This is a genomic window from Holophaga foetida DSM 6591 (assembly GCF_000242615.2).
Classification (GTDB): Bacteria; Acidobacteriota; Holophagae; order Holophagales; family Holophagaceae; genus Holophaga; species Holophaga foetida.
In genome coordinates this window covers 2825502-2851665 of the sequence record NZ_KI912268.1, presented here as the reverse complement: position 1 = coordinate 2851665, position 26164 = coordinate 2825502, and the positions used below count along the sequence as shown (strand labels likewise).

Genomic DNA, 26164 nt, shown 5'->3' with positions numbered 1-26164 from the left:
AGCCTCCTCAAAGCGCCGGATCGAAGCTAGGTATTGCTGGATCGTCCCTTTCGCCCGATCCGCCATTCGCAGGTCCGCTTCCAGGCGGGATAGAGATAGACTGACGTCCTTCATGTAGTACCTCCTTGGTCGTCTGGCGATGCGTCAACATCGCGATGACCAAGGAGCCTTCATTTACATGGAATTGCTAGCTTTCTTACTGCGCGGGCCCGCCACACGGCGCCACCCCCGCCGCGGAGCGGCTTCGTTCAACTCTCCCTGGTCCGGGACCAGGGCATCAAGGTCCTGGTCGTTCCGGGCAACCACGATGTCAACAACCCAAACGCAGTCAGCTACCTCGCCGGAACCACCACCACTCCCGTGAACTACGTGGGGCCTGAGGCCTTCAAGCAGATCTACCAGGATTGCGGGTATGGCGATGCGATCTCCCAGGACCCCAGTTCTCTGAGCTATGTCGCCGAACCCGTTCCCGGACTCTGGGTCTTCGCCCTGGATTCCTGCGACTATGCCGACAACCTCACCAACGGTACCCCCACCACCGCGGGCCGTCTCTCCCAGGCCACCCAGGCCTGGGTGCTGGGCCTGCTCCCGGTGGCCAAGGCCAGCGGCAAATCCGTGATCGGCATGATGCACCACGGGGTCGTGGAACATTACACGGGGCAAGGCACCCAGTTCTCCGAATACCTTGTCAGCGATTACGGAACCGTGGGCAAGACACTAGCGGATGCCGGACTCAAGGTGATCTTCACCGGCCACTTCCACGCCAACGACATCTCTCAGGCGGACTTCACGAGCTCCAAGCTCTACGACTGCGAGACGGGCTCCCTGGTCACGGCCCCCAGTCCCTACCGATTCGCCAGCGCCGACCTGGACAAGAAGACCCTGGCGCTTAGCACCTCCCAGATCACCAGCATCCCTTCCCACGAAACGGATTTCGTGAGCTGGGCCAACACCTTTCTATACAATGGGCTCAACAACCAGTCCTACACTCTGCTCACCAACACCTACGGCCTTGATGTCGCCACGGCCACGTCCCTGGCCCCGCTCATGAGCTACGGCATGATGGCCCACTACGCCGGGGACGAAAGCCCCGATGCCACCACGCAGGCCACGTACAATTCCATGCTCTCCAGCACAGACACCGCCACCAGGAGCATGGGGCAGATCCTCTATTCCCTCTGGACCGACAAGACCCCGGCGGACAACGTCATCACGATCCCGCTCCAGTAGGAGCCATACCGGGCCTGCTACTCTGGCCCCATGTCGGATCCGGAGTTCCTCCCCTACCACCAACTCCATGGCGCCAAGACGGCGTTACACCCGGAAGTCGGCCCCTGCTTCATCTGCGAGGGCCGCTTCCTGGTGGAATCGGCCCTGGAGGCCGGGCGAGAGGGAAGGCTGCGGGTGATCTCCCTCCTCTGCCAGGAGAGCCTGGAACCGGAGTTCGCTCCCCGGCTTCCCGAAGGCACCCGTCTCCTCACGGCCACCAAGGCCGAACTGAGTGAGCTCTTGGGCTTCACCTTCCACCGGGGGGTGCTCTGCTGCGTGGCAGTCCCCCCGGAGCCCTGCGAGAACGCCATCCTGGAGGCCAGCCGCTTGGTGGTACTGCCCCACGTGGACAACGTGGAGAACCTGGGACTGATCCTGCGTTCGGCGGCGGCCCTGGGCATGGATGCCGTGGTAGCGGGACGTGGCCCGTCGCCCTTCGAACGCCGGTCCCTGAGGGTCTCCATGGGGGCCGCCTGGAAACTCCCCGTGATCCAGCGGGAGGACCCCGGTCCCCTCCTGGAGGCTTGGCGGGCAGCCGCTCCGGACTCGGAAATTGTGGGAGCGGCCCTGAGCCCCACCGCCCTGGATGCCCGCCTCTGGCAGCCAGCCAGGAGGAGCGCGCTCGTGCTGGGACCCGAGGCCTACGGCCTAGATGAAGATTGGCTCCAGCGCTGCGACCAAACCATCGCCATCCCCATGGCCAAGGGCATGGACTCCCTGAACGTCGCCGCGGCGGGGGCCATCCTGATGTTCAAGATGATGGGTTGATCACACACTCACCGCACTACCCAGGTATTCGGAAAAGCCGCTAGTCTGAGGGGTTGCTCCTCCAACAATCCCTAGGCCCATCAGGAATGCCATGAAAGTTCGTACCTTCCAGTTGCACTCGGCAACGGAAACAATCCCGGCAGACCCATCCTGGGACGGCCCCCGGACCCTCGTCCTGGCCTTTTTCGCTCCGGAAATGGCCCTGGATCAACGCACCCTGCTCCACTTGCGCAGCGCCTTCCCCCAGAGTTTCCTCCTGGGAGCTTCCACGGGAGGGGAAATCCTTGGAGCCCGGCTCGAGGACCATACCGTAGCAGTGGCCGTCCTGAGATTTGCCTCGACGGAGCTTGCCATCGCAAAAGAGGAGGTCTCAGGATTCGAATCCTCCAGGGAGGCCGGTCGACTTCTCGGCCAGACCCTGAGTCACCCTGACCTGAAGGGCGTTTTCGTGCTGACCAGCGGACTGGGGATCAATGGTTGGGAGATCGTCCATGGGCTCAACCAAGTCCTGGACAGCCGAGTGTCGGTGACAGGAGGGGTCGCCGCAGGCGGGGACGACCTCGGGCCCACCTTCAGCCTCGGGCTGGCTCCGGGCGAGCCTCTGCTTTTCGAATCCCACCAGGTCGTGGGGGTGGGATTCCGGGGGGACGCCATCCGGCTGCGCTCCGCTTCCAAAGGAGGCTGGACGCCCTTCGGGCTTGAGCGCACCGTTACGCGCAGCAGGGGGAACATCCTCTACGAACTGGACGGGAAACCCGCCCTGGCCCTCTACAAGACCTACCTGGGGGACCGGGCCCAGGGCCTGCCTGTCACCGCCTCGCTCTTCCCCCTCGCAATCCTGGATGAGCAGGCCTACGGACCCGACGCCCTGGTGCGTTCAGTTCTCGCTGTGGATGAAAGCGAACAGAGTCTCATCTTCGGCGGGGATATCCTTGAGGGCTCCCTGGTCCAGCTCATGCACAGCAGCGTGGACCGTCTCGTAGAGGCCGCTGCCGAGGCCGCGGAACGTCTGGGCGGAAGGGACGCGGCCCCGGGTCTGTCCATCGCCGTCAGTTGCATGGGTAGACGCGTGGTCCTGGGAGAGCGGGCTGAGGAAGAGCTGGAAGCCGTGATGGAAACCTTGCCGCAGGGCACTCAGCAGGTCGGTTTCTACGCCCACGGGGAACTCTCGCCTTCCACGTCAGGGAAGTGTCATCTCCACAACCAGACCATGACACTCACCCTGATCCAAGAGGCCTGAAACGTGTTCCACCCCATTCTCAAGCGCCAACTCCGGAAGCTCGGACTCACACCGGAGGAAGCCCCGGATCCGGAGAAATGGATCCAGTTCCTCGAACGCATAGATAAATCGTATATCGGATCAGATCTGGACCGCTACACCCTGGAACGCAGTCTGCGCCTGAGCAGCGAGGAGATGCGGGAGCTGACCCATCGGCTGCAGGCAGCCCTCGAGCACTTGCGCAAGCTCAGCATGACGGATGAACTGACCGGGCTCATGAACCGGCGATTCCTGAATGTGGCCATCCGCGAAGAGGTGGCCAAGGCGATCCGCAACCACCGGAACATCCATCGAGGCCACCCGGAACGTGTCACCTCGAACGTGGACATCGCCTTCGTGATGGTGGACATCGACCACTTCAAGCACGTGAACGACACGTACGGACATCGCGCTGGCGATCAGGTGATCATCCAGGTCTGCCAACTCCTCGCCGGAGCATGCCGGGATACGGACAGCGTCATCCGCTGGGGCGGAGAGGAATTCTTGATCGTCGCCAGGGACCTCGACACCTCAGGCCTGGGGCCACTTTGCGAACGCATCCGCCGGAGTGTGGCGGAACATCCCTTCCAGATCGGGCAAAGAGATCCGCTTAGCGTGACCTGCTCCATCGGGGCGGCAGTATTCCCCTTTCTCGGGAGCGCCCCGAACGCCCTTACCTGGGAGAGGGTAGTCGATCTGGCCGATACCTGCCTCTATGCCGCCAAACGCTCTGGACGGGATGCCTGGGTGCGGATCGGATCCACGGAGCTCACCTCGGCCCAGGATCTCACCCCCACCATGAACCGGGCCGTTCCGGTCCTCATCCAGGCTGGCAGGCTCGAAGTGGAGACCTGCCTTCCGGAGACAAGGACCCTCCACTGGCGGGAATGAAACCCTGCGGCTTGCCTTTCCCCCCAGCGGGTCTAGAGTAGAAACATCGGGCATCGGAATCCGTTCCGGCGTCGGATAGGTTCAACCTTCCCCCGACCGCGAAGCTCATTGACCTGAGCGGGAGGACGCCAGCCACCATCCCGGTGGAGCCGCGCCTTCTCTTTTTCGCGCCGGGCCTTGCCAAGGGATGATGGGTATGTCGAAGCGCCTGGGAGTTGTGGGCATCGTGGTGGAGGATCTGGCCTCGGCGCCGGAGGTCAACGCCATCCTGCACGAATTCGCGGAGCTCGTCGTCGGGCGCATGGGGATCCCTCACCGGGACCGCCATGTGTCGGTGATCTCCATCATCGTGGACGGGGAGAACGACCAGATCAGCGCCATGACCGGACGTCTGGGACGGGTTCGCAATATCTCGGTCAAGACGGCGCTCACCCGAGAGAACGCCGCACAGCAGGAGGCGTGATGGCCATCTACAACCCCAAATCCATGGATTCCAACGACTTCATCAACCACGATGAGATCCTGGCGACCCTGGAGGCCGCCAAAAGCGCCGCGCAGGATCCTGCCCAGGTTCGGGCAATTCTGGCCAAGGCCGAGACCTACAAAGGCCTCAGCCACCGCGAAGCCGCCGTGCTGCTCGAAATCCAGGACTCCGCCATTCTGGGGGAGGCCTTCGGTCTGGCCCGGCGCATCAAGGAGCACATCTACGGACGCCGCATCGTCATGTTCGCCCCTCTATACCTCTCAGACCACTGCGTTAACCGATGCACTTACTGCGGCTACAACCATGACAACTGTACGACCCGCCGCAAGCTCACCCGGGAGGAACTGATCGAGGAAGTGCTGGTCCTGGAGCGCATGGGCCACAAGCGGCTGGCCCTGGAGGCCGGGGAGGATCCGAAGAACTGTCCCATCGAGTACATCCTGGACTGCATCAAAACCATCTACGAGCAGAAGCTCGACAACGGCGCCATCCGGCGGGCCAACATCAACATTGCCGCCACGACGGTTGAGAACTACCGCCGCCTAAAGGACGCCGGGATCGGGACCTACATCCTCTTCCAGGAGACCTACCACAAGCCCACCTATGAGCGGGTCCACCCCGGGGGGCCCAAGCACAACTACGAGTACCACACCGAGGCCCACGACCGCGCCATGCAGGGCGGCATCGATGACGTGGGCTTCGGCGCCCTCTTCGGCCTCTACGACTGGAAGTACGACACTGTGGCCATGCTTATGCATGCCGAGCACATGGAGGCGGTCTTCGGGGTCGGCCCCCACACGATCTCCATGCCACGCATCCGGAAGGCCGAGGGGGTCCACTCCGCCGACTACCCCCACCGCGTCAGCGATGACGACTTCAAGCGGATCGTGGCGACCCTGCGGCTCGCCGTCCCCTATACCGGGATGATCCTCTCGACCCGCGAGCCTGAAGGCTACCGGGATGAGGTCATCGCCCTGGGCATCACCCAGGTGAGCGCTGGCTCCAACTGCGGGGTCGGCGGATACGCCCACGCCGACAAGCTGGGCTTCGAGGACATGAAGCCCCAGTTCGAGCCCGAGGACCGCCGCTCGACCCCGGAGATGCTGCGGGACCTCCTGAAGGCGGGCTACATCCCCAGCTACTGCACCGCCTGCTATCGCGAAGGCCGCACCGGGGACCGCTTCATGGCCCTGGCCAAGGTGGGCCAGATCGCCAACGTCTGCCAGCCAAATGCCCTGCTCACGCTTCAGGAATACCTCACGGACTACGGCAACGAGGAACTGAAGGCCCTGGGCGAAGCCGCCATCGCCAAGGAACTGGCCACGATTCCCAACCCCAAGGCCCGGGAGACGACGGAGGCCTACCTCCAGCGGATCAAGGCAGGGGAGCGTGACCTGCGCTTTTGATATTCATGAAAAACAGGCATGCTCCCGATCAAAGGTCTGAAACCGCCTAACGGAGGACTTCATGACGGCTCGCCTGTTCACCCGGATCGCCCTCGGAACCGCCCTTTTCAGCATCCTCAGCGCCCAGGGGCCCGCAGACGCTGAAGCCCTGGTCAAAGAGGCAGTAACCTTTGCCAAGACCCACGGAGCCTACAAGCTCATCAAGGAGGCCAATACGCCAGGAGGCGCCTTCCACAAAGGAAATCTCTACATCTGGGTGGTGGACATGGAGGGTGTCATGCTGGCCAACGGTGCCAACCCCAAGCTGGTGGGCAAGGATGCTTCCGAGAAGTCCGGCGGGGATTCGGTGCGTTATGCCGAGGAGGCCGTCAAGATCGCCGAAGGCCCGGGCAAGGGCTGGTTCGCCTACAAATTCAAGAACCCAGTGACCGATGAGGTCCAGCAGAAGGAATGCTACGTCGAGAAGCTGGACGAGATCATCATTGCCTGTGGGGCCTACAAGCAGTAGGCCACGTTCTCACCTCACCTGATCGAAGACATCGCCCCGCCTTCCGGCCCGCGCCGGTGGCGGGCTTGCCTGTCTGGTCGGCTTGCGCTTCTGACGGACCCGGGGTGTGCGGCTCGCGGGAGGCTCCTCGGGTTCAGGTTCAGGCTCGGGATCAGCCTCGGCCACCGGTGGGGGAGGCTTGGGCAGGGGTTCCAGGACAAGATCAAGCTCCTTGTCCCCATCCTTGAGTTCGCGGATCAGGGGAGCATAGCCCACCGCCTCGGCCCGGATGGTGCCCCTGAGGGGCCTGGGAACCTTCATTAGCATCGGCGCGCTGCCCAATCTCTGGCCATCCAGGCTCAAGGTCGCCCCCGCTGGCACGGACTGGACTCGGATGGAGACCTTCCGAAAAGGCAGGGCGGCCAAGGCGACCACTCCCAGCAGACCACACGCCGCCAGGATCGGGAGCAGAAGCCGCCTCTTCCGGGGAAGGACTGGGCCTTTCCGGTCGGCATCGAAGTGCCATTTCCCGGTCTCGGATTCGGGCAGGGCATCGTCCTCGACCTCGTCCTGGGACGCCGGTTGAGCATTCCGGTGGTCCGTGTCCTCATCCTTGAACTGCATGGCCTCCATCAGGACTTCCTCCAGACGCCCCTGGATTCGTCGGGTGGAATCATGGAGCTGGCTCTGAATCTCAGCCCTTGGTGAGTCTGCGGCAAGCAGTCTGACGGCGGCCTCAAGGCCTTCGACCCGCCGGAACCGCGCATTGATCAACTCGCCACCCTGCATGTAGAAAAAGCCCACCCGTCTTCCCGAGATCACCCGGATCGTACAGGTCTTCCGTTCGATGTTGAGCATCTGCAGCAGACTCGGAAGACTGAGCCCTTCGATCACCCCCCTCGCCAGCTGCCGGATCTCCCCCTGGAAGGCCAGGATCAGGGCATCCAGGGCCAAGGGCTTCCGGAGGTAGGTCATCATGGGGAAATAGCGCTGGGGGAAGCGGACCTCGAAACCCGCAACATCCGGTTGGGGCTCGGTCCCGACGCCCACCACGGGAATGGCCGACCGCAGGCGGGCCACTTCTGCGAGGCAGGCTTCGGACCCGGGGATGTCCAGATCCACGAACAGCAGATCCCCTTCTGCGCGCCCCAGAGAGCGGAACATCTCCTCACCCCCCCCCAGGAACCTCGGCTTGCAGTCCGGCCCGAGGGCCGCCAGAGCCTCCTGGATCAGGGTGTGCATTCGCGGATCAAAAGGACCAAAAAGGAGACTGGGCATTGCGGATCACTACTGGATCTTGTTGAGCATAGCCTTGGCCACGTCGGCAGGGATCGGCAGGCCGCTGGTGGCCACGGACGTCTGTCCCTCCTTGGAGAAGGCGAAGGTAAGGAAGCCCTGGACCGCAGGAGGCAGAGGACGCCCCGGGGCCTTGTTGACATATAGGTAGAGGAAGTGCGTCAGGGGGTAGTCGCTCTTCATGATCGTATCGAGGGTCGGCGTGACCTTCGCCCCCCCGACCATGATCGGAACCAGCTTCACGAAGGAGGTGATCTCGGAGACCGGGGCATAGCCGATGGCACCGGGAGAGAGGGAAACCCCCTCTACCACCGAGGACGAATCCTCCAGGGCCGGGATGCCCGGACGGAACTCGCCCTTGAGCAGCACCTTATCCCTGAAGAACACCCTCGGCCCGGCATTCTCATCCCGCCCATACATCATGATGCGGCGATTGGCCATTTCGCCCGTGACGCCGAGGCCTCCCCAGGTGGTAATGGAGTCCCGGGCTCCCTGCTTCCGGGTGGTGGAGAACATCGCATCCAGCTGTTCGAGGCTCAGGGCCTGGATTGGATTGGAGGGATGGACGAAGACCCCGAGGGCATCCAGTCCGATCACCACACGGGTCGGAGGATAGCCGAACTTGCTCTGGAAGGACATCACCTCCGACTTGCTCATCTCCCGGCTCATGGTCGCGATCAGGCTCTCCCCCTCAAGCAGGGCCAGCACTCCGGCCGTAGAGCCCTCGGAAGAAACCTTGAGCGTCACGTCGGGATGGTATTTCCGGAACTGGCCGAACCACTGGTGGACGATGGATTCGAGATTGTCGGACCCGACCAGATTCACCGTGCCCGTGAAGCCTACGGGTGGCTTATAGGAGGGGAGATTGGGGTCGATCCTTGCGACCTGAGCAGAGCCGAAGACTGAGACCAGAGCCAGCAGCAGGGATGGAGCACTGAAACGCATGGAAACCTCCACAGGGATCCGTCTGGGTTCGATCCACGACGGAAAGGTGATGAGCTTTGCCCGCAGCAGATAGACATTCCATTCGACAACTCCCCGACACGACATGAATAAAAACACATCAAACAGCAACTTTGCTGGTCGATTAATTCAAAGCCATGCCTCGACACGAAATCCATTCCCGAGCGACAGGCACAAACAGAAACGTATTTTTTTGTTTTTTTCGCTTTTTATACTTGACCGATCGGGAATTTGGGCGAATCATCTCTCCATACCAGGGATCACCACCGTGCCACCCCTCTAGGAGCCTGCGATGGTCAAGTCGTTCGGTTACAAATTGCCCGGCTACTTCATGGAATACGGCCCCATCGAGGCCCACAGCGAGGCGGAGGCCAAGGGCCTCATCCGCCGAAAGCTGGGGGTCTCCAGGCTGCCCTGGGGCCTGCAGGTCTGGGATCTGTCCACCCGCCCCCTGGCCCGCTGGAGAATAGCCTCCGCCTCATGACAGGCGGGCTGCGAATCCCCACACAAGGAGCATCCCCAACAGGGAAAGGCATACCAGCATGAAGGCCGCCCATCGCCCGGTGCGACGATCCGCGAACCCGAGAGCGTAGCCCGCCTTCGCCAAGTTATTGCATGAGGTGGCGATGGTGATGCCCACCAGGGCCAGGAGCATGGGGGTCGCGTTCCCCGCCCCCTGGGTCAGGCCCATGATGAATGGATCCACATCCGCCAAGCCCATGATGGCAGCCAGGGTGTAGACACCGCCCCGCCCCAGGTGGATGACCGCCAAGCGGGTGGCCGCCAGCATCACCAGGAAGACCAGGGCGAAGCCGAAGGCGGAGCGGAGCTGGAGGGGATTGCGTGGGGCTGCCTCCAGGGAGCTCAGAGCCTCACCCTCATCGGAACGCCGGGACCAGACCCAGCCCACCAGGATGGCCAGAAAGGCCAAAGATAGGAAAACCGGGGCCAAGCCCCTGGCCAGGGAGAGATTGAAGGCTCCCACCAGGATCACGACACGGATGTACATCAAACCGGTGGCCGCCAGAATGGCCCCGCTGTAGGCATGGGGCCGTCCAGCCTCCCGGGCCCGCTTGGCAAGCACCACCGTGGTGACCGTCGAGCTGTAGGCCCCACCAAGGACCGCCGCCAGGAAGATACCCCCCCTCCCCCGTGTCACCTTCTGGAGTAGGTAGCTGCCGTACGACACGGCACTCACAGCCACCACCACCAGCCAGGTCTTGAAGGGGTTGATGGCGAAGGGGCCAAAGGCCTGGTTGGGCACCAGCGGCAGCACCACCGCCGAAAGCATCAGGAACTTGGCGAAGGTGACGATCTCCTCACCATTGATCTTTTCCGCCAGCCTCTCCAGCACATCCTTGAGTTCCAGGAGCAGGAGGTTGGCCACCACCAGGGTGCAGGCGAACCAGATGTGGCCATAGAAGACCGCAGCCCCCATGAGGTAGACCACCAGACCGGATAGCTCGGTGGTGATGCCAGCCCCTCGACTATCCCGCTGCTTGAACCAGTAGGAGACCACCATGAAGCTGGCCACCACGCAGAAGCCCAGCAGCACGGCCATGATGCTTCCCTGGGACAGGTAGGCGATGGTGTAAGCCATCAGGGCCACCAGGGGGAAGGTCCGCACGCCGCCGAAGGCCCGGCGCCCGCTCTGCTTCAACTCCTCCCGCTCCAGCCCGATCAGGAAGGATAGGAAGAAGACCAGGACCAGATGGAAGGCCTCCTGGGGCAGAAGGGAGAGCAGTCGCTGGGCCATGGGCACCTCTGGGAAAAGATAGCAGTAAGCACCCGGGCTTAGCACTGGACTGCCCCCATGCAAAGCCTCGGGTTTACATGGAAGCCTTCTCATCCTAGGCTCGTACGTTTGGACCCGAGGTTCCGTGATTGCCTTGAGACCCGACAACCCACTGATCGTTCAGAGCGACCGCACCCTCCTCCTGGAGGTGGCCCACCCCTCTTTTGAGCAGGTGAGGGACGAACTGGCGGGCTTCGCCGAGCTGGTGAAGAGCCCTGAGCACATCCACACCTACCGGGTGACTCCCCTCTCTCTCTGGAACGCCTCGGCCTCCGGACTCTCCTGCGAGGACATCCTCTCCACCCTCAACCGCTGGTCCAAGTACCCAGTGCCCCAGAACCTGATCCAGGAGATCCAGGACCACGGCACCCGCTATGGAAGGCTGCGTCTGGTCAGGAAAGGGGATCGCCTAGCGCTGGAGATGGACGACCGGGGACTTTACTGGGAACTGGAGAACCAGCGCAGCCTCCAGGGCCTCCTGGCGGAATCCTACCCAGATCAGAAGGGAATCTACCTCCATGAAGGGATGCGGGGCGAGGCCAAGCTGCAGCTTGTCCGCCTGGGGCACCCCGTCCAGGACATGGCGGGCTACAAGGATGGTGATCCACTCCCCTTCCAGCTGCGGGAAGGCCACGGTAGCAGCGGCCGTCCCTTCACCCTCCGCACCTATCAGCGAGCCGCGGTGGATGTCTTCCACGCCGGAGGCGGCCCCGAAGGCGGGGCTGGCGTCCTGGTGCTGCCCTGCGGGGCTGGCAAGACCGTCATCGGCATCGCCTGCATGGCTCGGCTCCAGACCCACACCCTGGTGCTCACCACCAATGTCACCGCCGTGAAGCAGTGGAAGCAGGAGCTCCTGGACAAGACCACCCTGACGGAGGACCAGATCGGCCTCTACACCGGGGACACCAAGGAGATCCGCCCCGTCACCATCGCCACCTACCAGATCCTCACCTACCGCCGCACCAAGGGAGGCCCCTTCGAGCACTTCAAGCTCTTCGAGGCCGCCAACTGGGGCTTGGTGATCCACGACGAAGTGCATATGCTCCCGGCCCCCATCTTCAGGGCCGTGGCGGAACTCCAGGCCAAGCGCCGCCTGGGCCTCACCGCCACCCTCGTCCGGGAGGATGGCAAGGAGGAGGATGTCTTCAGCCTCATCGGCCCCAAGCGGGTGGATGTGCCCTGGAAGGTGCTGGAGAAGGACGGCTTCATTGCCACCGCCCACTGCCTGGAGATCCGGGTGCCTCTCCCCACCGACGAGCGCATGGAATACGCCGTGGCGGACCAGCGGGCCCGCTTCCGCATCGCCAGTGAGAACAGCCTGAAGCTGACGGTGGTGGATGAGCTCCTGGCTGGCCACCCTGAGGACAGCATTCTCATCATCGGGCAGTACCTGGAGCAGTTGCGCATCCTGGGCAAGCGGCTGCAGGTCCCCGTCCTCACGGGGCAGACCCCGGAGAGGGAGCGGGAGGAACTCTTCCGCCAATTCCGGGCAGGAGAGCTGCGGATCCTCATCGTGAGCAAGGTGGCCAATTTCGCCATCGATCTCCCGGATGCCAGCGTGGCCATCCAGGTGAGCGGCACCTTCGGCTCCCGCCAGGAGGAGGCCCAGCGCCTGGGCCGGGTCCTGCGCCCCAAGGGGAACCGCAACGTCAGCTACTTCTACAGCCTCATCAGCCGCGACACCACCGAGCAGGAGTTCGCCCGCAACCGCCAGCTCTTCCTCACCGAGCAGGGCTATCGCTACCTGATCGAGAGCCGCCACATCGAGGACTCGGGACACCTGAGCGAACCCCTGGTGTGGCAGCAACTGCGGGAAGACACCTGCTGACCCCGCTGCCTTCTTGGACTCAACCGCAGGTTAAAGACAACTGAGTCAACACAGACCCGATGCCCCCGGGGGCATCGGGTCTGCCCTGACTCTTTTCCATGCCCAGCCCGCCACCCTACTTCACGACGAAACTCCCGCCCCAGACAGCCTGGGCATCCCACTGGGCGAAGGCCTTGGCGAAGGTCTGCATGTCGGCCTCTGTGATCCGGGCCTTGGGGGTCACGAAGTAGACCACCGTCACCCGGATGGGCTCCTCAGCCCGGGTCCCCCGGTAACCGGCGCCAGCAAAGTAGGCCCCTTCGGCCTCACCGTGCCCAATAGCCACCCGCCCTAGGCCTGAACTCTCCTCGACACAGGCCTTCGCCGAGGATTTGTAGAGGGTGGTCGGGCAGGGCAAGGGGGGCCCAAAGCAGTCCTTGCCGCGCCCCAGGGGGGGTGTTCCCAGGTTGCTCAACCGGATGGAACGGGCATCCCGCCTCAGTGGGATCTGGATCAGGTAGTAGCGCTGAACATCCACATCCATCCCCTTTGCCTTCAGATCCCGCTCCATCCGCAGCAGGTCGGGGCGGTCCTCGGCGCGACTGGCGGTGAAGGGAGCCTTCCGGCCATCGATGTTGGCAAAGAGCATCTGGTGAGTGCCGGGCCCCACGATGGCCTCGGAGCTCCCCTCGATGACATCGGTGATCACGAAATTGGTGGAGCCGTAGGGGAAGATGCTGAAGTTGAAGGCGGCACGGGGCGGGGTCCCAGGCTTCCAGGCCCCAGTCATGTTGCGAGCTGGTACAGGAACGATGGCGAACTGGTTGGAGACGATGACGTTCCGATCCCGGTGTTCGGAAGCAAGGCCAAGCTCCCGGAGACGCTGCGGCAGGGTCTTCTCCACCGTGCGCCCCCGCTCCTGGGTGTGGATCCTGATGCGCTCGGCGGGGACCATCAGGACCTTGTCCCGGTAGTTGCTATCCCGACGCACGCTCAGGGCCAGACAGGCGGAAGCCGGATCCGCCTCGTCCTTGCGCACCCAGATGCCCACATCGCTGATCCGATCCCCCCAAGCGCTATTGGCATCCCGCCCGATGTCCTCCCAGCTGATCTTCACGGGATGGAACTGATGACGCCCCATGAGGCCCATGAAGCCCGTCTGATTCCATAGGTTTACGGTCTCGTTGAAGTAGGTGGACCAGGCCAGGGGTGGCGCCTGGGGGATACGCATCAGGTAGCCAATGGCGGCGCACAGGTTCCTCACGGTGGAGGAGCCGGGGCCTGAGTCCAGCCCCAGGTCCTGGGCGATCTGGACAGCGGCGAAGTCCACCTTGCTGTTGCCCAGGCCATGCACCCGCGCCTCCTTCAGGGCGAGAAGAACATCCGGACGGATCCTCTGGACTTCACCGTCACTCACACGGATGCCCTGCTTGGCGAAGGCCTCGCGAATCTGCGCGTCAACGGGGTCCCCGATGGGACGCGAACAAGGCAGACATTTGTCTGGGCTCAGGCAAGCCCCGCCGGCCCCCAGAAGGCCCGTGCCGAGCAGGATCGATGCGAAAAGGATCTTCATGGTGCACCTCATGGAAAGGGGGTGTGCACCAGAGGAATGCCGCCGACCGAGCGTTCCTTTCGAAGGGAATCAAAAAAGGCTCTACCGAAAAAGCTTCAGCACCAGCGGCCCCAAGGCCAAGGCATAGAGCCCTGCCACCACATCGTCTGCCACGATCCCCTGGCCCTCGGGTAGAACCTGGACCTGATAGGCGGGCCAGGGCTTCCAGATATCGAAGAGGCGGAAGAGGAGGAAGGGCACGAGGAGCACCAGGATCAGGCCCCACCCGGGGTGCCCAAGCCGGGCGAGCAGCTCCCAGCGCAGGGGCCACAGGGCGATCCACATCCCGGCCCACTCGTCGGCCACGATGAAGCCGGGGTCCTTGAGCCCCGTTTCCCGGACCACGAGATCCGAGGCCTTCACGGAGACCCAGGTGAGGAGGATCGGCAGCAGCAGGAAGACCGCTTCAGCCAGCCAACGCCATGGAAGGAGACGGGTGCCCACAGCCAGGGCGACCCAGACCACCAGGGCCGCCAGACTGCCCCAGGTGCCGGAAGCGGGCCTCATCCGTCCGCTGCCCAGACCGGTGGCGACCCACCAGGCCCAACGGGGTGCTTTACTGGTTTCAACCACGGGTATGGCTCCTGACTACTGGATCTTGGAAGGTGAGGCAGAGTTCGCAGAGAGGGCCCCCCAGGGCAGGGTGACCTCCAGCTTCATCTTCCGACGCTCCGCCAGGAAACCGGAGTAGAGGTCGGGGCCGAGGTTGTAGCTGGCATAGGTGCTGGCAGAATCAGGGGCCGAAAAGCGCAGGACAACGAGATCAGCGGTATCCGGATGAAACACTTTCATCCAGCGTCGACGAGCCACCGCCACCGGGAAGGGACCCAGGACAACCCGTCCATCCTGGGGTACGACCTGCCCCAAGGCGTAGGCCGCCTTCGCAGCTTTCCAGCGGGAGGCTGGACCACACCACATTTCGACCTTTAACCCGGGAGGGGCCTTGGGAACCCGAAGGATCATGCTGACATGGCCCTCGCCCCGGCTGGCCGGGATACGCCACGCCACCAGGGCCCCAGCGGCGGCAAGAAGAAGCACGACCCAGAGGGCATAGGCCCAGCGTCGACGATAGTGGATAGAACGGGAACCAGTGTCACTCAAGGACTACCCCCACCAGATCGTAGGCGTGGGCCTCGGTGATCTTTACCGTCTGGATGGCGTTAAGACGAGGTTCGCCGCCCACGATGAGGACATTGCCATCCACTTCGGGGGCTTGGCCGTAGTGACGACCCTTGAGCACCAGATCGGTCTCCTCATGGGCGCCTTCCACCAGGACCTCCAGGGTCTTCCCCACCAGCGCCTGGTTCTTTTTCCGGGCGATCTTCTGCTGGAGTTCCATGAGCTTGCGCTTGCGGCTCTCCTTGGTGCGACGGAGAATGGGATCCCCCATGTCGTAGGCAGGAGTGCCCTCCTCCCGGGAGTATGTGAAGACCCCGACGTGCTCGAACTGAGCCTCTTCGATGAAGCTGCGCAGTTCCTCGAAGGCCATCTCGGTCTCGTTGGGGAAGCCCACAATGAAGTTGCTGCGGAGGAAGATACCGGGCACTCGGCGACGGATCTTCTGGATGAGCTTGAGGAAGGTGTGCCGCCCTCCGCCCCGGGCCATGGTGCGCAGGACGCCTGCGTCAGCGTGCTGGAGGGGCATATCCAGGTATTTCACGCAGTTGGGCGTCTCCGCCATGGCGCTCAGGAGCCCATCGGTGATGCGATTGGGGTAGGAGTAGTGGATGCGGAACCACTGGAGCCCCTCAACCGTTCCCAAGGCGCGCACCAGCTTCTCGAGGGCATCCGGATCCCCGAGATCCCGGCCGAAGTCCGTGGAATCCTGGCCCACCAGGTTGATCTCCAGGACGCCCTGGGCCACGAGCTGGCGGGCCTCCGCCAGGATCGAATCAATGGTCCGGCTGCGCTGGGGCCCCCGGATGGCGGGGATGGCGCAGAAGGCGCAGGCGTGGTCGCAACCTTCGCTGATCTTGAGGTAGGCACTGGCCTTGGGGGTGGTGAGGAGCCGAGGGCTATGCTCGTCATAGAGGTAGGCGGGATCGCGATCCGGCTCGAAGAGGCTGTCACCGGCTCCCAGAAACTCCGCAATGTGTTCCACATCCCGGGTCCCGAGACAGGCGTCGATCTCCGGCATATCCGCCATGAGCTGATCCCGGTACCGCTCCACCATGCAACCGGCGACGATGAGCTTCTTGCAGGCCCCCGAGGCCTTCATGGAAGCGGCCTCCAGGATCGCCTCGATACTCTCCTTCTTTGCACTCTCGATGAAACCGCAGGTGTTGACCACCAGGATCTCGGCCTCTTCCATGTTCCGGGTGATGGCATAGCCCTTGAGGCGCAGGTGCCCCAGCATGACCTCGCTATCCACGAGGTTCTTCGGGCATCCCAGCGAAATGAATCCGACTTTGATCATGCATGCTCCCTCCCGGCGACCGGGATTGTCCACCAGGATAACGTGTTGCCGCTTGCAAGCTGGGAGATCGGCTCCATGTTAGACTGCGGTCCATTCTCGGAAAGTCAGCCCCATGAAGATCACCCTACAGGTGGAAGGTTCCAAGCATCCAGTGGAGCTCTCGGAGGAGGGCCTCACCATCGGGCGGGGAGACACCGCCAACCTCCGAGTGAATTCCAATGCCGTAAGCCGGATACACGCTCGAATCTTCCTCCACCGTGGACAAGCATGCCTCCAGGACATGCAATCCCTGAACGGCACCACCCTGAATGGCGAATCGATCACCGGACCGACCCCCATCAAGCCTGGGGATCTCATCCTTCTGGGTGAACTCCCCGTACGCTGGATCCAGGAGGAGGTCCAGACCACCGTCCCCAATCTAGGGACGGGCCTCTTTTCCCTCTCCGCCCTGGCCAAGGGCCCCAAGACAGCCTCTGAATCCAAGATCTCCCTGGAGGATCGCGCCTTCGACGCTTCCGGCAGCATCATGGTCCCCCACGCCTCCCTGGAGGACATGCTTGCCAAGCACCAGGCGGAGAAGCCCCCCAGCGAGGTTGATTCTCTCTTCCAGCGTCTGGCGGCCATGGCCAGCACGCTCCTGAGGGCCTCCAGCCTGAATGAGCTCCTGGACTCCGTCATGCACCTGATCACAGGCCAGATCCCATGCCAGCGAGGCTTCATCCTCCTCAACGGTCAGGATGGAGAGCTGGTGCCCGAACTGGTCTGGGAGGAGCGCCCCGGGATCCTCACCGCCCCCATCAGCCGCACCATCGCCCGCACGGCCATGGATGGACGGGTCACCATCCTTACCACCGACGCCCGGGTGGACCCGCGCTTCGCCGCCGGGGAGAGCATCAAGATCCACGGCATCAGTTCGGCCCTCTGCGCCCCGCTCATCGTGGAGGACCAGGCCCTGGGGGTGGTCTACCTGGAGTCCAGCCTGAACAAAGGTGGCTTCAAGCGGGAGGACGAGCACCTCCTCTCCGCCATGGCCAACTTCGCTGCCGTGGGCATCCAGCGAGAACGGGAGGCTCGTTTCCGGCAGCGCCTGGAGCGCTACCACAGCCCCCAGGTGGTCGGGGAGATCCTCAAGGCGGCCCAGAGCCAGGATGCCCCCCTTCTCCAGGCCCAGCGCTGCCAGGTAAGCATTCTCTTCGCGGATATTTCCGGATTCACCCGCATGAGTGAAAGCATGGAGCCCCTGGCGCTTGCCAACATCCTGAACCGTTCCTTCGAGGTCCTGACGGAGCAGATCTTCTTAAGGGGCGGGACCCTGGATAAGTATATTGGGGACGCCATCATGGCCTTTTTCGGAGCCCCCAATCCCGACCCTGACCACGCACGCCACGCCGTGGAGGCGGCCATCGCCATGCAGGAGGGGCTCCAGTTCCTCAACGAGAACCGCCCCGAAGGTTACCCGGAGCTCAAGATCCGCATCGGCATCAACAGTGGCGAAGCCTTCGCCGGGGATATCGGCTGCGAGAAGCGCATGGACTACACCGTCATGGGACGCACCGTGAACCTGGCTTCCCGCCTGGAGAGCGGTGTCGCCAAACCGGGCGAGATCGTCATCGGCCCCCGCACCGCTGAACTCGTAGGCATGGAGGGCTTGGTTCCACTGCCCCCTGTCTCCCTCAAGGGGATCGAACACGAAGTATGCCCTTTTCATGTCAACTGGAGTTGATTCCTTTTTAAGTCGAAAATTCATCAGGGTTACCCCTGCCACCGATCACGTATTTGTGGGATTCTGAGCCATGTCCAATGAACGCCGCCAATACCGCCGCATCCCCATGGGTGCCACCGTCAGCTTCCAGGAGCTGACCTTCGAGAAGGCCTCCGTACCCGCGGAGAGCATCTACGGTGACCTGTCCGCAGGGGGGATCCTCCTGGCCTCACCTCGGGAACATCCCCTTGGCACCCTCCTCAAACTGGAGCTTCGGGTTCCAGGCTGGGGCAAGCACCTCAACCGCTTCGGCCCGGTCCACGAGAACGAGGCGCGCCCCCTGGTGGCCGTGGGTCAGGTGGTGCGCGTGGAGCAGATGGAGGATGGGGGCTTTGAGTTGGGCATCAAGTTCCTGAATGTCTATCCAGACGATCTGGCCGCGCTCCGGAATTTCATCGACGCCTCCGCGCCTGCGGAAGGAAACTAGGCTGCACAGCGAAAGGAGAGTCCCTTGAAGATCCTCATCGTGGACGATTCGTCAACCATGCGTCGCATCATCATCAACACCCTGTCGCGCATCGGGTACTCCGACGTGGTGGAAGGGGACAACGGCAAGTCCGGTCTGGAAAAGCTGGCCCAAGGCGGCATCGAAATGATCATCACGGACTGGAACATGCCCGAGATGGATGGCCTGGAGTTTGTCCAGACGGTGCGGACCCAGAACCCCTCGATCCCCATCCTCATGGTCACCACCAACGCGGCCAAGGAGGATATCGTCCAAGCCCTCCAGTCCGGCGTGAACAACTATGTGGTGAAGCCATTCACCCCTGAAACGCTGAAAGAAAAGATCGAGTCCCTGCTCGGCTGAGCAGGTATCGGGGGAAGCTATGGACCAGTCTGAAATCGATGCTCTGCTGAAGGCCGCCGGCACCCAGCCTGCCCCGCCTGTTCCATCCACTCCCGGCTCTCTGGGGGGGCATGAGGTGGAGGGCAGGGTCATCTCCGAGATCGACGCCGTCACTGCCGTCACGGAACGCGAAACCAACAAGGTGATGGATCAGCTCGATCTGATCAGCCAGCTGGTGAACCGCCAGCAGGCACTCATCACCGAAGTCATGAAGCAGTCCGGGGCCCAGGACCCTGCGGTTCAGGAGGCCATCCACCAGATCCTGTCCGCAGCCAAGGAGATCCAGGACAAGGTCTTCGGGGCCATGGATCTGATGCAGTTCCAGGACATCACCCGCCAGAAGCTGGAACGGATCGTGTTCCATCTCCGCCAGATCCACGACTACATCGTGGAGCTGCTGGGCACGGGCCTGAAGAGCGAGGGCGAGCGGGCTTCCATCAGCCGGACCATCCAGAATACCGGCACTACCCCGGACGAAAAGAAGGCGGATGCCGACGCGGTGGTTGAAGAATTTCTGCGCAGCAAGAACAAGGGATAGCTTATGGCCGCGGTGGAAACCCAGGGAAGAAGAGCCCAGGACATCGTCCCCTCCGGGCAGCTCGTCACCTTCAGTCTCGACGGGGTCGAGTTCGGTCTGGACATCGATCGGGTGCAGGAGATCACGCCCAGGACTGCCATTACGCCGGTTCCGGGTGCTCCCAGCTTCGTGCTGGGGGTCCAGAACGTGCGGGGCATGATCATCCCGGTGCTGGATAGCCGTTTGAGGTTCCATCTGGCCCATCAGGACCCCACCCCCAAGACCCGGATCATCATCCTGGACTTGGCCGGACAGGCCACCGGCCTCCAGGTGGACGCTGTTGCGGACGTGGTGCGCCTGGAGGACATGACCATCCGCGACACCCCGCCCCTCGTGGCCGGGGTGCGCAGCGACTACCTCGCTGGCATGGTGACCGTGGGAAAGCGGCTCATCACCCTCATCGATCTCGACAAGATCCTCGATAGTTCCGAATTCGCCCAGCGTGCCCTGCTGATCGAGCACCGGGTCGGCTCCGCCCAGGGCACCGGACTCAGCGAAGCGGTGCGCCAGGAGGAGGTTGTGGACGACCTCCCCTACGTTACGTTCTCGCTAGGGATGGAATCCTTCGGCATCAACCTCCAGCTGGTGGAAGAGATCATCGAGCTGCCGCCGGTCACCAAGGTGCCCGACGCCCCCAGCTATGTCATGGGTGTCATCTGCCTGCGAGACCAGGTCCTGCCCCTGCTGGACTTCATCCAGCTCCTCGACGTGGCGGAGACCGGAGAGCCCAAGGTCCGGGATATGGTCATCCTCCTCAACTTCGGCGGAGCCAAACTTGGCATCGCCGTAGATGGGATCCAGGAGATCGTCCGCATCCGCCCCGATCAGGTCCTGCCCCCGCCCCAGACCCTTAGCGAGCGGGAGGTGGCCAACCTGGAAGGCGTCGTCCTGCGCTCCGACCGCATGGTCTGCCTGCTCCGCATCCTGGACATCATCACCCGGGAGGATAAGGAGAAGCTGGCAGCCATGAGTTCCTCCCTCGCTTCCAAGGCCGAGGCTGAAGTGCAGGTCGCCACCCACGAGCTGCCTCTGGTGGTCTTCAAGCTCGGCGAAGAGTCCCATGCCCTTCGCCTCCATCAGGTTCGCGAAATCATCATGGTGGGCCTCATTACGCCGGTTCCCCGGGCCCCCTCCTTCATCGACGGGGTCATGAACCTCCGGGGAGAGGTCATGCCCGTCATGGATCTCCGGGAACGGTTCGGTCTGCAGCGCCAGCCGGCCACCAGCATCTCCCGCATCATCATCACGCCCATCAACGGGGTCCCCACAGGCTTGGTGGTGGATGCCATGGAAGAGGTCAGGAGCGTGGACGAGCGACGCCTGGAGGATCCCCCCCGGATGACTTCCGGTACCGCCAATGCCTACATCGACAAGGTGGCCCGCACCGAAACCGGAGTGGTCTTCATTCTCGATATCCAGCGCCTCCTTACCGATGTGGAGGGGCAGCAGCTTGAAACCTTCCAGGGAAAAAGAAGGGCTGACTCATGAGTGAATTTTCTCTGGACGACCCCAGCTTCTATGAGGACTTCCTAGTCGAAGCCCAGGAACACTTCGAGCTGATCGAGCAGAACTTCCTGACACTCGAGAGTGCCCCGGGCGACCTGGACATCCTCAATGGCATCTTCCGCAGCGTCCATACCATCAAGGGCGCCTCGGGCTTCCTGGGGCTCCAGAAGGTCCAGTCCCTGGCCCATATCGGGGAGAACATCCTCGATGAGCTAAGGAAGGGCCGCATGGCCGTCTCCCCAGAAGTGGTGGAACTCCTCTTCGAAACCGTGGACATGCTCAAGGTGCTGGTCAACGATGTGGGCATCGGCCTGCGCAAGCAGGGAGCCCCGGTGGACCCCGACATCTCCGACCTCATCCTTCGCCTGGAGGCCTTCCGCAATGGCGGGGAAGCTCCGGCCAAGGCCGCTGCCCCCCAGGCTGCCCCTGCCGCGGCGCCTGCGCTGGCCCTGCCCCCCGGACTGGCGGGTCTGGACCCTGAAACCTGCGGCCTTGCGCAGGAATGCCTGCAGGGGGGAGAACCGGTCCTCTTCATGCGGATCGAGCTCCTGCCTAGTGTCCTGGGAACCCACTTCAACCCCTTCTCCATGATCTCCATGGTGGATCTGGTGGGACGCCTGCTGGCCTCCTCCACCCTCATGAAGAGCTATGTCGATCTGGACGGCTATCAGGCGGACCAGTTCCCCTTCGATATGATCCTGGCCCTGTCGCCCTCCGAGAACCTGGAGGGAGTCAAGAAGCTATTCGACCGGGTGGAGAACGTCAAAATCCAGTATTTCTATCTGGATGGGACTGAGACAGCATCCTCGCCCACGCCGCCCCCCTCGGCACCTGCCCAGGAGCTGCCCCCACCACCGCCGGAACCCGTCAGGGAAGTCGTTGAGGAGGCCAAGCGCACCCCCGCTGCGGCAGCCGACAGGATTCCAGACAAGGCCCCCGACAAGGCGACCTCGGATACCATCCGGGTCAGTCAGGCCAAGCTGGATACCTTCATGAACACCGTAGGCGAGCTGATCATCAGCAAGACCATGCTCAGCCATCTGGTGGAACGCTTCGAGGCCGAACCCCTGGAGGGAACCACAGCCGAACTCGTCAAGGAGCTTCGCCAGTCCAGCGTATACCTCGATCAGGTGAGCAAGGAGATCCAGGCCTCGGTGCTCGGTATCCGCATGGTGCCCGTGAAGACCATCTTCACCAAGTTCCCCAGGATGCTCCGGGATCTGGCCAAGGCCAGCGGAAAGAAGATCGACCTCCAGATGGTGGGAGAGGACACCGAGATCGACAAGAGCCTCATTGAGGAACTCAGCGATCCCCTCATCCACCTGATCCGCAACAGCGCCGATCACGGCATCGAACAACCCGACTCCCGCCTCAAGGCCGGCAAGCCGGAAATGGGAACAGTTGTCCTTCGGGCCCGCCACGAGGGCGACTCCGTCGTGGTGGAGATCGAGGATGATGGCAAGGGTATCGACCCCACGATCATTCGCGCGAAGGCCGTGGAGAAGGGCCTGATGAGCCTTGAAAAGGCCGACCAGCTTACGGACGAAGAGGCCGTCAACCTCATCTTCCTGCCAGGTTTCTCCACAGCCTAGAAGATCACGGATATCTCCGGCCGCGGGGTCGGCATGGACGTGGTCCGTTCGAATGTTCGCAAACTCAATGGGACCGTAGGGGTTACCAGCGTGGTGGGGAAGGGATCCATTTTCACCATCAAGCTCCCGCTCACCCTGGCCATCATCGACGCACTGCTGATGAAGACCGCCGGACAGGTATTCGCCCTTCCTGGCACCGCCGTGGAGGAGACGCTGCTGGTCACCGAAGAGAACCTTTCGCACCTGACCCGGCGCAAGGCCATCAACCTCCGGGGTGAAGTGCTCGGAGTATCCAAGCTCCGAGAGCTCCTGCGATTCAATGAACCCGAGGAAGGCGTCGACGCCGACACGGAACTTCCCGTGGTGGTCGTATCCACCGGCGGAAGACGGATGGGCCTGGTGGTGGATTCCTTCATGCGCCGCCAGGAGATGGTGATCAAACCCCTGGCACCCTACCTTGCCAGCCTGCCTGGCATTTCCGGAGCCAGCGTCATGGGCGACGGGGGTGTCGTCCTGATTCTGGACCCCGCCGAACTGATGACCTTGGCCATCGAGGAGGCCCTGTGAGCCTTGGCACCCATGCCATCGCCCATGCAGCGCCCAGCGGGCGAGGGGAAGCCGCTCTGCAGCAGTACCTGACCTTCCTCCTGGACGGCCGGGTCTACGGGGTTCCGCTTGAGGAGGTTGCTGAGATCACCCCCAACCTGCCCCTGAACCGCATCCCCCACCTCCCGAAAGGGGTGGAGGGGGTGCTGGATCTCCGGGGCTCCCTCCTGCCAGTCCTCAACCTGAGGTTGCGCCTTGGACTGCCGATCGAAGGCGGCCCTGAACCCGCCAACATCATCATCCTGGGCCTGGATGGGAACCTTATCGGCATCCTTGTGGACCGGGTTCAATCCGTCCACTCCGCCCACCCAGAGGACCACACACCTGCCAGTCCCCTCCTGGAAGGCACCGAGGGGGCCTGGGCCAGAGCCTTCCTCCTGGTCGAACGCGAGATCATCACCCTGCTGGATTCCCGCCTCGTTGCGGCCATAGGAACCGTCAGGACCAGCCATGGCGTCATTGCCACCAGCTCAGTCGACAAGACCCTGGACGAGGGCCTGATGGAATTGATCGAGCTGGCTCCGAACAAGGCTGCGACGGAATCGACCCGGATCATTCCCCAGATGGAAGCCGCCATCGCCCACACGGAAGAGGAGATGGCCAAGGTCCTGGATCGGGTCGAATCGATTCTTGTCAACGCGGATCAGGCATTCCAGGGTTTGACCCGACTGAAACAGGAGGCCAGACTGGGGCGCCTTCCAGGACAGGAAGCCACCATCGCCGAGGCTGAAAAGATCAGCCAGGAGATCCAGGATCGGGTCTTCGATCTGATCCAGACGATCCAGTACCAGGACATCGCTCGACAGAAACTCGAGCGCGTCCTGAGTCACCTCCGCGGCCTGCAGATGATCGTGGGCACCAAGTTCCGGGATACGGGAAAGCACGTGCTGTGATTCGGAACCAAGGCGCGGTCCCAGGCCTCCTTCCGGAGGCCTGCCCGGTGCATTCCAGGCGGCCCCTTGGCCAACTGGGTTTCTGATCTTCAGGATAGGTGGACCCCTGAACCGCCCCCTCAGGTGAGGTAGGATCGAAGGAGGGGGAGCAGGACTGCCATGCCCCCCGGTTGACTGGAGGGTGAAGAGAGTGCCCATGAAACGTGAGTCCATCAAGTCCGTCCTGGCCAGGCCCGAAGCCGGGGGGAATGTTACGGTCGCGGGTTGGGCCCGTGCTGTGCGGGCCCAGAAGCAAGTGGTATTCATCCAGGTGAATGACGGCTCGTGCCTGGTCAATCTCCAGTTGGTGGTGCCCCAGGACCATCCCCAGTTCGAGCAACTCGGGCGGCTGAGCCAGGGTTCTGGCCTGAAGGCCCAGGGGCGCCTGACCCCCTCCACGGGTTCCGGCCAAAGCTACGAATTGCTGGTGGATTCGGTGGAGGTCTACGGCGAGGCCGACCCCACCAGCTATCCGCTGCAAAAGAAGCACCATAGTTTGGAATTTCTGCGCGAGAGCGTCCCCCATCTGCGGCCCCGCACCCGCACCTTCGGAGCAGTGCTCCGCGTGCGGAACGTGCTCGCCCGGGCCATCCACGAATTCTTCCAGGAGCGCGGCTTCCTCTGGGCACAGACCCCCATCATCACCGCCTCCGACTGCGAGGGCGCCGGACAGATGTTCCGGGTCTCCACCCTGGACCCGCTGAACCCGCCCTGCCTGCCTGAGGGCGGCGTGGACTTCGGGCAGGACTTCTTCGCCAAGCCCGCCTATCTGACCGTCTCGGGCCAGCTCGCTGGCGAAACCATGGCCCTGGCCCTCTCCAACATCTACACCTTCGGCCCCACCTTCCGGGCCGAGAACTCCAACACGACCCGTCACCTCGCCGAGTTCTGGATGGTGGAGCCCGAGGCCGCCTTCTACGACCTCCAGGACAACATGGACCTGGCGGAGGACTTCCTCAAGCACCTCTTCCGCACCGTGCTGGACCAATGCCAGGAGGACATGGCCTTCTTCGCCGAGTTCGTGGAAAAGTCCGCCATCGAGACCCTGGAGAGCATCGTCAACAGCCCCTTCGAGCGGGTCACCTACACCGAGGCCATCAAGCTGCTGGAGCAGAGCGGCCAGGCCTTCGAGTACCCCGTCAAGTGGGGCATGGACATCCAGACCGAGCACGAGCGCTACCTGGCGGAGAAGCGCATGAAGCGGCCGGTGATCATCACGGACTACCCCAAGGACATCAAGGCCTTCTACATGCGCATGAATGACGACGGGAAGACCGTACGCGGCATGGACGTGGTAGTGCCCAGGCTGGGGGAGATCATCGGCGGTAGCCAGCGCGAAGAGCGCCTGGATGTGCTGGAAGCGCGCATGGCCGAAATGCACATCGACCCCGCGAGCTACAGCTGGTACCTGGATACGCGGCGTTTCGGAAGCGTGCCTCACTCCGGCTTCGGCCTGGGCTTCGAGCGCACGGTTCAATTCGTCACCGGCATGGGCAACATCCGGGACGTCATCCTCTATCCCCGCACCCCCAAGTCAGCCTCCATGGGCTGAGCGCCAAAGGCACTCTTCACTCGTCCCGTCCGCTGTGACCGAAGGCTCCCCGGGGCCTCCGGTCACAGTTGCATTACATATCCCGGCAGCAGTGCGATGGCCTCCCGCAGTGGACGCTCTGAGGCCTCGTCGGGAAGAGTCACCCAGAAGGTGAAGCTGATGTACCGTCCCTTCCGGTTGGCCTGGGGCTCCGCATCCGCCGGGGGCTGAAGGCCCAGGTGATGAGTCACCAGAGCCGCAACCGCCTCGGGCTGAAGCTGACCTTCATGGCCGAAGACCTTGATGGGGACCCGGCACGGGTAATCGACATGGGGGCGTGTGCATCCACTCATCTTCCC

At 63.1% G+C, this 26164-nt stretch carries 26 protein-coding genes; 18 read left to right on the top strand and 8 right to left on the bottom strand.

Annotation, left to right across the window (positions count from 1 at the left end; translation table 11 throughout):
- Window positions 1-360 precede the first annotated feature (360 nt).
- The 7 genes from HOLFODRAFT_RS23270 to HOLFODRAFT_RS0212730 all read left to right on the top strand — a co-directional run bounded on the left by HOLFODRAFT_RS23270 (window position 361) and on the right by HOLFODRAFT_RS0212730 (window position 6584).
- The gene (locus tag HOLFODRAFT_RS23270; protein ID WP_005035941.1) at window positions 361-1230 is read left to right on the top strand and encodes a metallophosphoesterase family protein; all 870 of its coding nucleotides are present in this window, start codon (window positions 361-363) and stop codon (window positions 1228-1230) included.
- Between the two features lie 30 nt (window positions 1231-1260).
- Window positions 1261-2037 (top strand): TrmH family RNA methyltransferase, encoded by a 777-nt coding sequence (locus HOLFODRAFT_RS21130; RefSeq protein ID WP_005035940.1) that lies wholly within the window; start codon window positions 1261-1263, stop codon window positions 2035-2037.
- 91 nt (window positions 2038-2128) lie between these two features.
- Entirely contained in the window at window positions 2129-3277 is a 1149-nt protein-coding gene (locus HOLFODRAFT_RS0212750; RefSeq protein ID WP_005035939.1) for an FIST signal transduction protein, read from the top strand.
- Window positions 3278-3280: 3 nt separating this feature from the next.
- On the top strand, window positions 3281-4186 hold the full coding sequence (locus HOLFODRAFT_RS0212745) for a GGDEF domain-containing protein (RefSeq protein WP_005035938.1): 906 nt from the start codon (window positions 3281-3283) through the stop codon (window positions 4184-4186).
- A gap of 196 nt (window positions 4187-4382) precedes the next feature.
- Window positions 4383-4649 (top strand): TM1266 family iron-only hydrogenase system putative regulator, encoded by a 267-nt coding sequence (locus tag HOLFODRAFT_RS0212740; protein WP_005035937.1) that lies wholly within the window; start codon window positions 4383-4385, stop codon window positions 4647-4649.
- Entirely contained in the window at window positions 4649-6076 is a 1428-nt protein-coding gene (gene hydG / locus HOLFODRAFT_RS0212735; RefSeq protein WP_005035936.1) for a [FeFe] hydrogenase H-cluster radical SAM maturase HydG, read from the top strand. The genes HOLFODRAFT_RS0212740 and hydG overlap by 1 nt, the downstream gene beginning before the upstream one ends.
- 61 nt (window positions 6077-6137) lie before the next feature.
- Complete coding sequence (locus HOLFODRAFT_RS0212730; RefSeq protein ID WP_005035935.1) at window positions 6138-6584, top strand: cache domain-containing protein; 447 nt, start codon at window positions 6138-6140, stop codon at window positions 6582-6584.
- A 9-nt stretch (window positions 6585-6593) separates the two neighbouring features.
- On the opposite strand, the gene HOLFODRAFT_RS23265 is transcribed toward HOLFODRAFT_RS0212730, so the two are convergent.
- On the bottom strand, window positions 6594-7805 hold the full coding sequence (locus HOLFODRAFT_RS23265; RefSeq protein WP_005035934.1) for a DUF4388 domain-containing protein: 1212 nt from the start codon (window positions 7803-7805) through the stop codon (window positions 6594-6596).
- 45 nt (window positions 7806-7850) lie between these two features.
- Complete coding sequence (locus HOLFODRAFT_RS0212720) at window positions 7851-8804, bottom strand: PstS family phosphate ABC transporter substrate-binding protein (protein WP_005035933.1); 954 nt, start codon at window positions 8802-8804, stop codon at window positions 7851-7853.
- Window positions 8805-9114: 310 nt separating this feature from the next.
- On the opposite strand from HOLFODRAFT_RS0212720, the gene HOLFODRAFT_RS0212715 reads away from it, so the two are divergent.
- The gene (locus HOLFODRAFT_RS0212715) at window positions 9115-9306 is read left to right on the top strand and encodes a hypothetical protein (protein WP_005035931.1); all 192 of its coding nucleotides are present in this window, start codon (window positions 9115-9117) and stop codon (window positions 9304-9306) included.
- On the opposite strand, the gene HOLFODRAFT_RS0212710 is transcribed toward HOLFODRAFT_RS0212715, so the two are convergent.
- Window positions 9301-10578, bottom strand: a complete 1278-nt coding sequence (locus HOLFODRAFT_RS0212710) for an MgtC/SapB family protein (protein ID WP_005035930.1) — start codon at window positions 10576-10578, stop codon at window positions 9301-9303. The two genes, HOLFODRAFT_RS0212715 and HOLFODRAFT_RS0212710, sit on opposite strands and share 6 nt — an antisense overlap.
- 124 nt (window positions 10579-10702) lie before the next feature.
- Between HOLFODRAFT_RS0212710 and HOLFODRAFT_RS0212705 the strand changes: the two genes are divergently transcribed.
- Window positions 10703-12445 (top strand): DNA repair helicase XPB, encoded by a 1743-nt coding sequence (locus HOLFODRAFT_RS0212705; protein ID WP_005035928.1) that lies wholly within the window; start codon window positions 10703-10705, stop codon window positions 12443-12445.
- Window positions 12446-12560: 115 nt separating this feature from the next.
- Here the strand turns inward: HOLFODRAFT_RS0212705 and HOLFODRAFT_RS21120 are convergent, their stop codons facing one another.
- From HOLFODRAFT_RS21120 to rimO, 4 genes are all read right to left on the bottom strand, one after another.
- Window positions 12561-13997 (bottom strand): hypothetical protein, encoded by a 1437-nt coding sequence (locus HOLFODRAFT_RS21120; protein WP_005035927.1) that lies wholly within the window; start codon window positions 13995-13997, stop codon window positions 12561-12563.
- A gap of 81 nt (window positions 13998-14078) precedes the next feature.
- Window positions 14079-14609: a phosphatidylglycerophosphatase A family protein gene (locus HOLFODRAFT_RS0212695; RefSeq protein ID WP_005035926.1), complete on the bottom strand. Its 531-nt coding sequence runs from the start codon at window positions 14607-14609 to the stop codon at window positions 14079-14081.
- A 15-nt stretch (window positions 14610-14624) separates the two neighbouring features.
- Window positions 14625-15137 (bottom strand): hypothetical protein, encoded by a 513-nt coding sequence (locus HOLFODRAFT_RS0212690; protein WP_005035925.1) that lies wholly within the window; start codon window positions 15135-15137, stop codon window positions 14625-14627.
- Window positions 15130-16452 (bottom strand): 30S ribosomal protein S12 methylthiotransferase RimO, encoded by a 1323-nt coding sequence (gene rimO / locus HOLFODRAFT_RS0212685; protein ID WP_005035924.1) that lies wholly within the window; start codon window positions 16450-16452, stop codon window positions 15130-15132. Before rimO ends, HOLFODRAFT_RS0212690 begins: the two co-directional genes overlap by 8 nt.
- A 112-nt stretch (window positions 16453-16564) precedes the next feature.
- Here rimO and HOLFODRAFT_RS23260 point away from each other — a divergent pair, with 112 nt between their 5' ends.
- The 9 genes from HOLFODRAFT_RS23260 to asnS all read left to right on the top strand — a co-directional run bounded on the left by HOLFODRAFT_RS23260 (window position 16565) and on the right by asnS (window position 25826).
- Complete coding sequence (locus HOLFODRAFT_RS23260; RefSeq protein ID WP_005035923.1) at window positions 16565-18175, top strand: adenylate/guanylate cyclase domain-containing protein; 1611 nt, start codon at window positions 16565-16567, stop codon at window positions 18173-18175.
- Window positions 18176-18245: 70 nt separating this feature from the next.
- Window positions 18246-18641: a PilZ domain-containing protein gene (locus tag HOLFODRAFT_RS0212675; RefSeq protein WP_005035921.1), complete on the top strand. Its 396-nt coding sequence runs from the start codon at window positions 18246-18248 to the stop codon at window positions 18639-18641.
- A gap of 24 nt (window positions 18642-18665) precedes the next feature.
- The gene (locus HOLFODRAFT_RS0212670) at window positions 18666-19022 is read left to right on the top strand and encodes a response regulator (RefSeq protein WP_005035919.1); all 357 of its coding nucleotides are present in this window, start codon (window positions 18666-18668) and stop codon (window positions 19020-19022) included.
- Window positions 19023-19041: 19 nt separating this feature from the next.
- Window positions 19042-19599: a hypothetical protein gene (locus HOLFODRAFT_RS0212665; RefSeq protein ID WP_005035918.1), complete on the top strand. Its 558-nt coding sequence runs from the start codon at window positions 19042-19044 to the stop codon at window positions 19597-19599.
- Window positions 19600-19602: 3 nt separating this feature from the next.
- A complete protein-coding gene (locus HOLFODRAFT_RS0212660; RefSeq protein WP_005035917.1) occupies window positions 19603-21126 on the top strand; it encodes a chemotaxis protein CheW in 1524 nt (507 codons plus the stop codon).
- Window positions 21123-22736, top strand: a complete 1614-nt coding sequence (locus HOLFODRAFT_RS23255) for a chemotaxis protein CheA (protein ID WP_005035916.1) — start codon at window positions 21123-21125, stop codon at window positions 22734-22736. The genes HOLFODRAFT_RS0212660 and HOLFODRAFT_RS23255 overlap by 4 nt, the downstream gene beginning before the upstream one ends.
- Window positions 22737-22769: 33 nt before the next feature.
- Window positions 22770-23303, top strand: coding sequence for a chemotaxis protein CheW (locus tag HOLFODRAFT_RS23250; protein ID WP_005035915.1), 534 nt, complete (start codon window positions 22770-22772; stop codon window positions 23301-23303).
- Window positions 23300-24235 (top strand): chemotaxis protein CheW, encoded by a 936-nt coding sequence (locus tag HOLFODRAFT_RS0212645; RefSeq protein ID WP_005035914.1) that lies wholly within the window; start codon window positions 23300-23302, stop codon window positions 24233-24235. The genes HOLFODRAFT_RS23250 and HOLFODRAFT_RS0212645 overlap by 4 nt, the downstream gene beginning before the upstream one ends.
- A gap of 196 nt (window positions 24236-24431) precedes the next feature.
- Window positions 24432-25826 (top strand): asparagine--tRNA ligase, encoded by a 1395-nt coding sequence (asnS, locus tag HOLFODRAFT_RS0212640; RefSeq protein ID WP_005035913.1) that lies wholly within the window; start codon window positions 24432-24434, stop codon window positions 25824-25826.
- 62 nt (window positions 25827-25888) lie between these two features.
- On the opposite strand, the gene HOLFODRAFT_RS0212635 is transcribed toward asnS, so the two are convergent.
- Window positions 25889-26158, bottom strand: coding sequence for a DUF493 domain-containing protein (locus tag HOLFODRAFT_RS0212635; protein ID WP_005035912.1), 270 nt, complete (start codon window positions 26156-26158; stop codon window positions 25889-25891).
- Window positions 26159-26164: the final 6 nt, after the last annotated feature.

Coding starts and splice junctions, on each gene's coding strand:
- HOLFODRAFT_RS0212665 (WP_005035918.1), top strand. CDS start 19,042: ATGGACCAGTCTGAAATCGATGCTCTGCTGAAGGCCGCCGGCACCCAG.
- HOLFODRAFT_RS0212730 (WP_005035935.1), top strand. CDS start 6,138: ATGACGGCTCGCCTGTTCACCCGGATCGCCCTCGGAACCGCCCTTTTC.
- HOLFODRAFT_RS23265 (WP_005035934.1), bottom strand. CDS start 7,805: ATGCACACCCTGATCCAGGAGGCTCTGGCGGCCCTCGGGCCGGACTGC.
- HOLFODRAFT_RS23255 (WP_005035916.1), top strand. CDS start 21,123: ATGAGTGAATTTTCTCTGGACGACCCCAGCTTCTATGAGGACTTCCTA.
- HOLFODRAFT_RS23260 (WP_005035923.1), top strand. CDS start 16,565: ATGAAGATCACCCTACAGGTGGAAGGTTCCAAGCATCCAGTGGAGCTC.
- HOLFODRAFT_RS0212675 (WP_005035921.1), top strand. CDS start 18,246: ATGTCCAATGAACGCCGCCAATACCGCCGCATCCCCATGGGTGCCACC.
- HOLFODRAFT_RS21130 (WP_005035940.1), top strand. CDS start 1,261: ATGTCGGATCCGGAGTTCCTCCCCTACCACCAACTCCATGGCGCCAAG.
- HOLFODRAFT_RS0212715 (WP_005035931.1), top strand. CDS start 9,115: ATGGTCAAGTCGTTCGGTTACAAATTGCCCGGCTACTTCATGGAATAC.
- HOLFODRAFT_RS21120 (WP_005035927.1), bottom strand. CDS start 13,997: ATGAAGATCCTTTTCGCATCGATCCTGCTCGGCACGGGCCTTCTGGGG.
- hydG (WP_005035936.1), top strand. CDS start 4,649: ATGGCCATCTACAACCCCAAATCCATGGATTCCAACGACTTCATCAAC.
- asnS (WP_005035913.1), top strand. CDS start 24,432: ATGAAACGTGAGTCCATCAAGTCCGTCCTGGCCAGGCCCGAAGCCGGG.
- HOLFODRAFT_RS0212750 (WP_005035939.1), top strand. CDS start 2,129: ATGAAAGTTCGTACCTTCCAGTTGCACTCGGCAACGGAAACAATCCCG.
- HOLFODRAFT_RS0212635 (WP_005035912.1), bottom strand. CDS start 26,158: ATGAGTGGATGCACACGCCCCCATGTCGATTACCCGTGCCGGGTCCCC.
- HOLFODRAFT_RS0212710 (WP_005035930.1), bottom strand. CDS start 10,578: ATGGCCCAGCGACTGCTCTCCCTTCTGCCCCAGGAGGCCTTCCATCTG.
- rimO (WP_005035924.1), bottom strand. CDS start 16,452: ATGATCAAAGTCGGATTCATTTCGCTGGGATGCCCGAAGAACCTCGTG.
- HOLFODRAFT_RS0212660 (WP_005035917.1), top strand. CDS start 19,603: ATGGCCGCGGTGGAAACCCAGGGAAGAAGAGCCCAGGACATCGTCCCC.
- HOLFODRAFT_RS23250 (WP_005035915.1), top strand. CDS start 22,770: ATGGACGTGGTCCGTTCGAATGTTCGCAAACTCAATGGGACCGTAGGG.
- HOLFODRAFT_RS0212740 (WP_005035937.1), top strand. CDS start 4,383: ATGTCGAAGCGCCTGGGAGTTGTGGGCATCGTGGTGGAGGATCTGGCC.
- HOLFODRAFT_RS0212720 (WP_005035933.1), bottom strand. CDS start 8,804: ATGCGTTTCAGTGCTCCATCCCTGCTGCTGGCTCTGGTCTCAGTCTTC.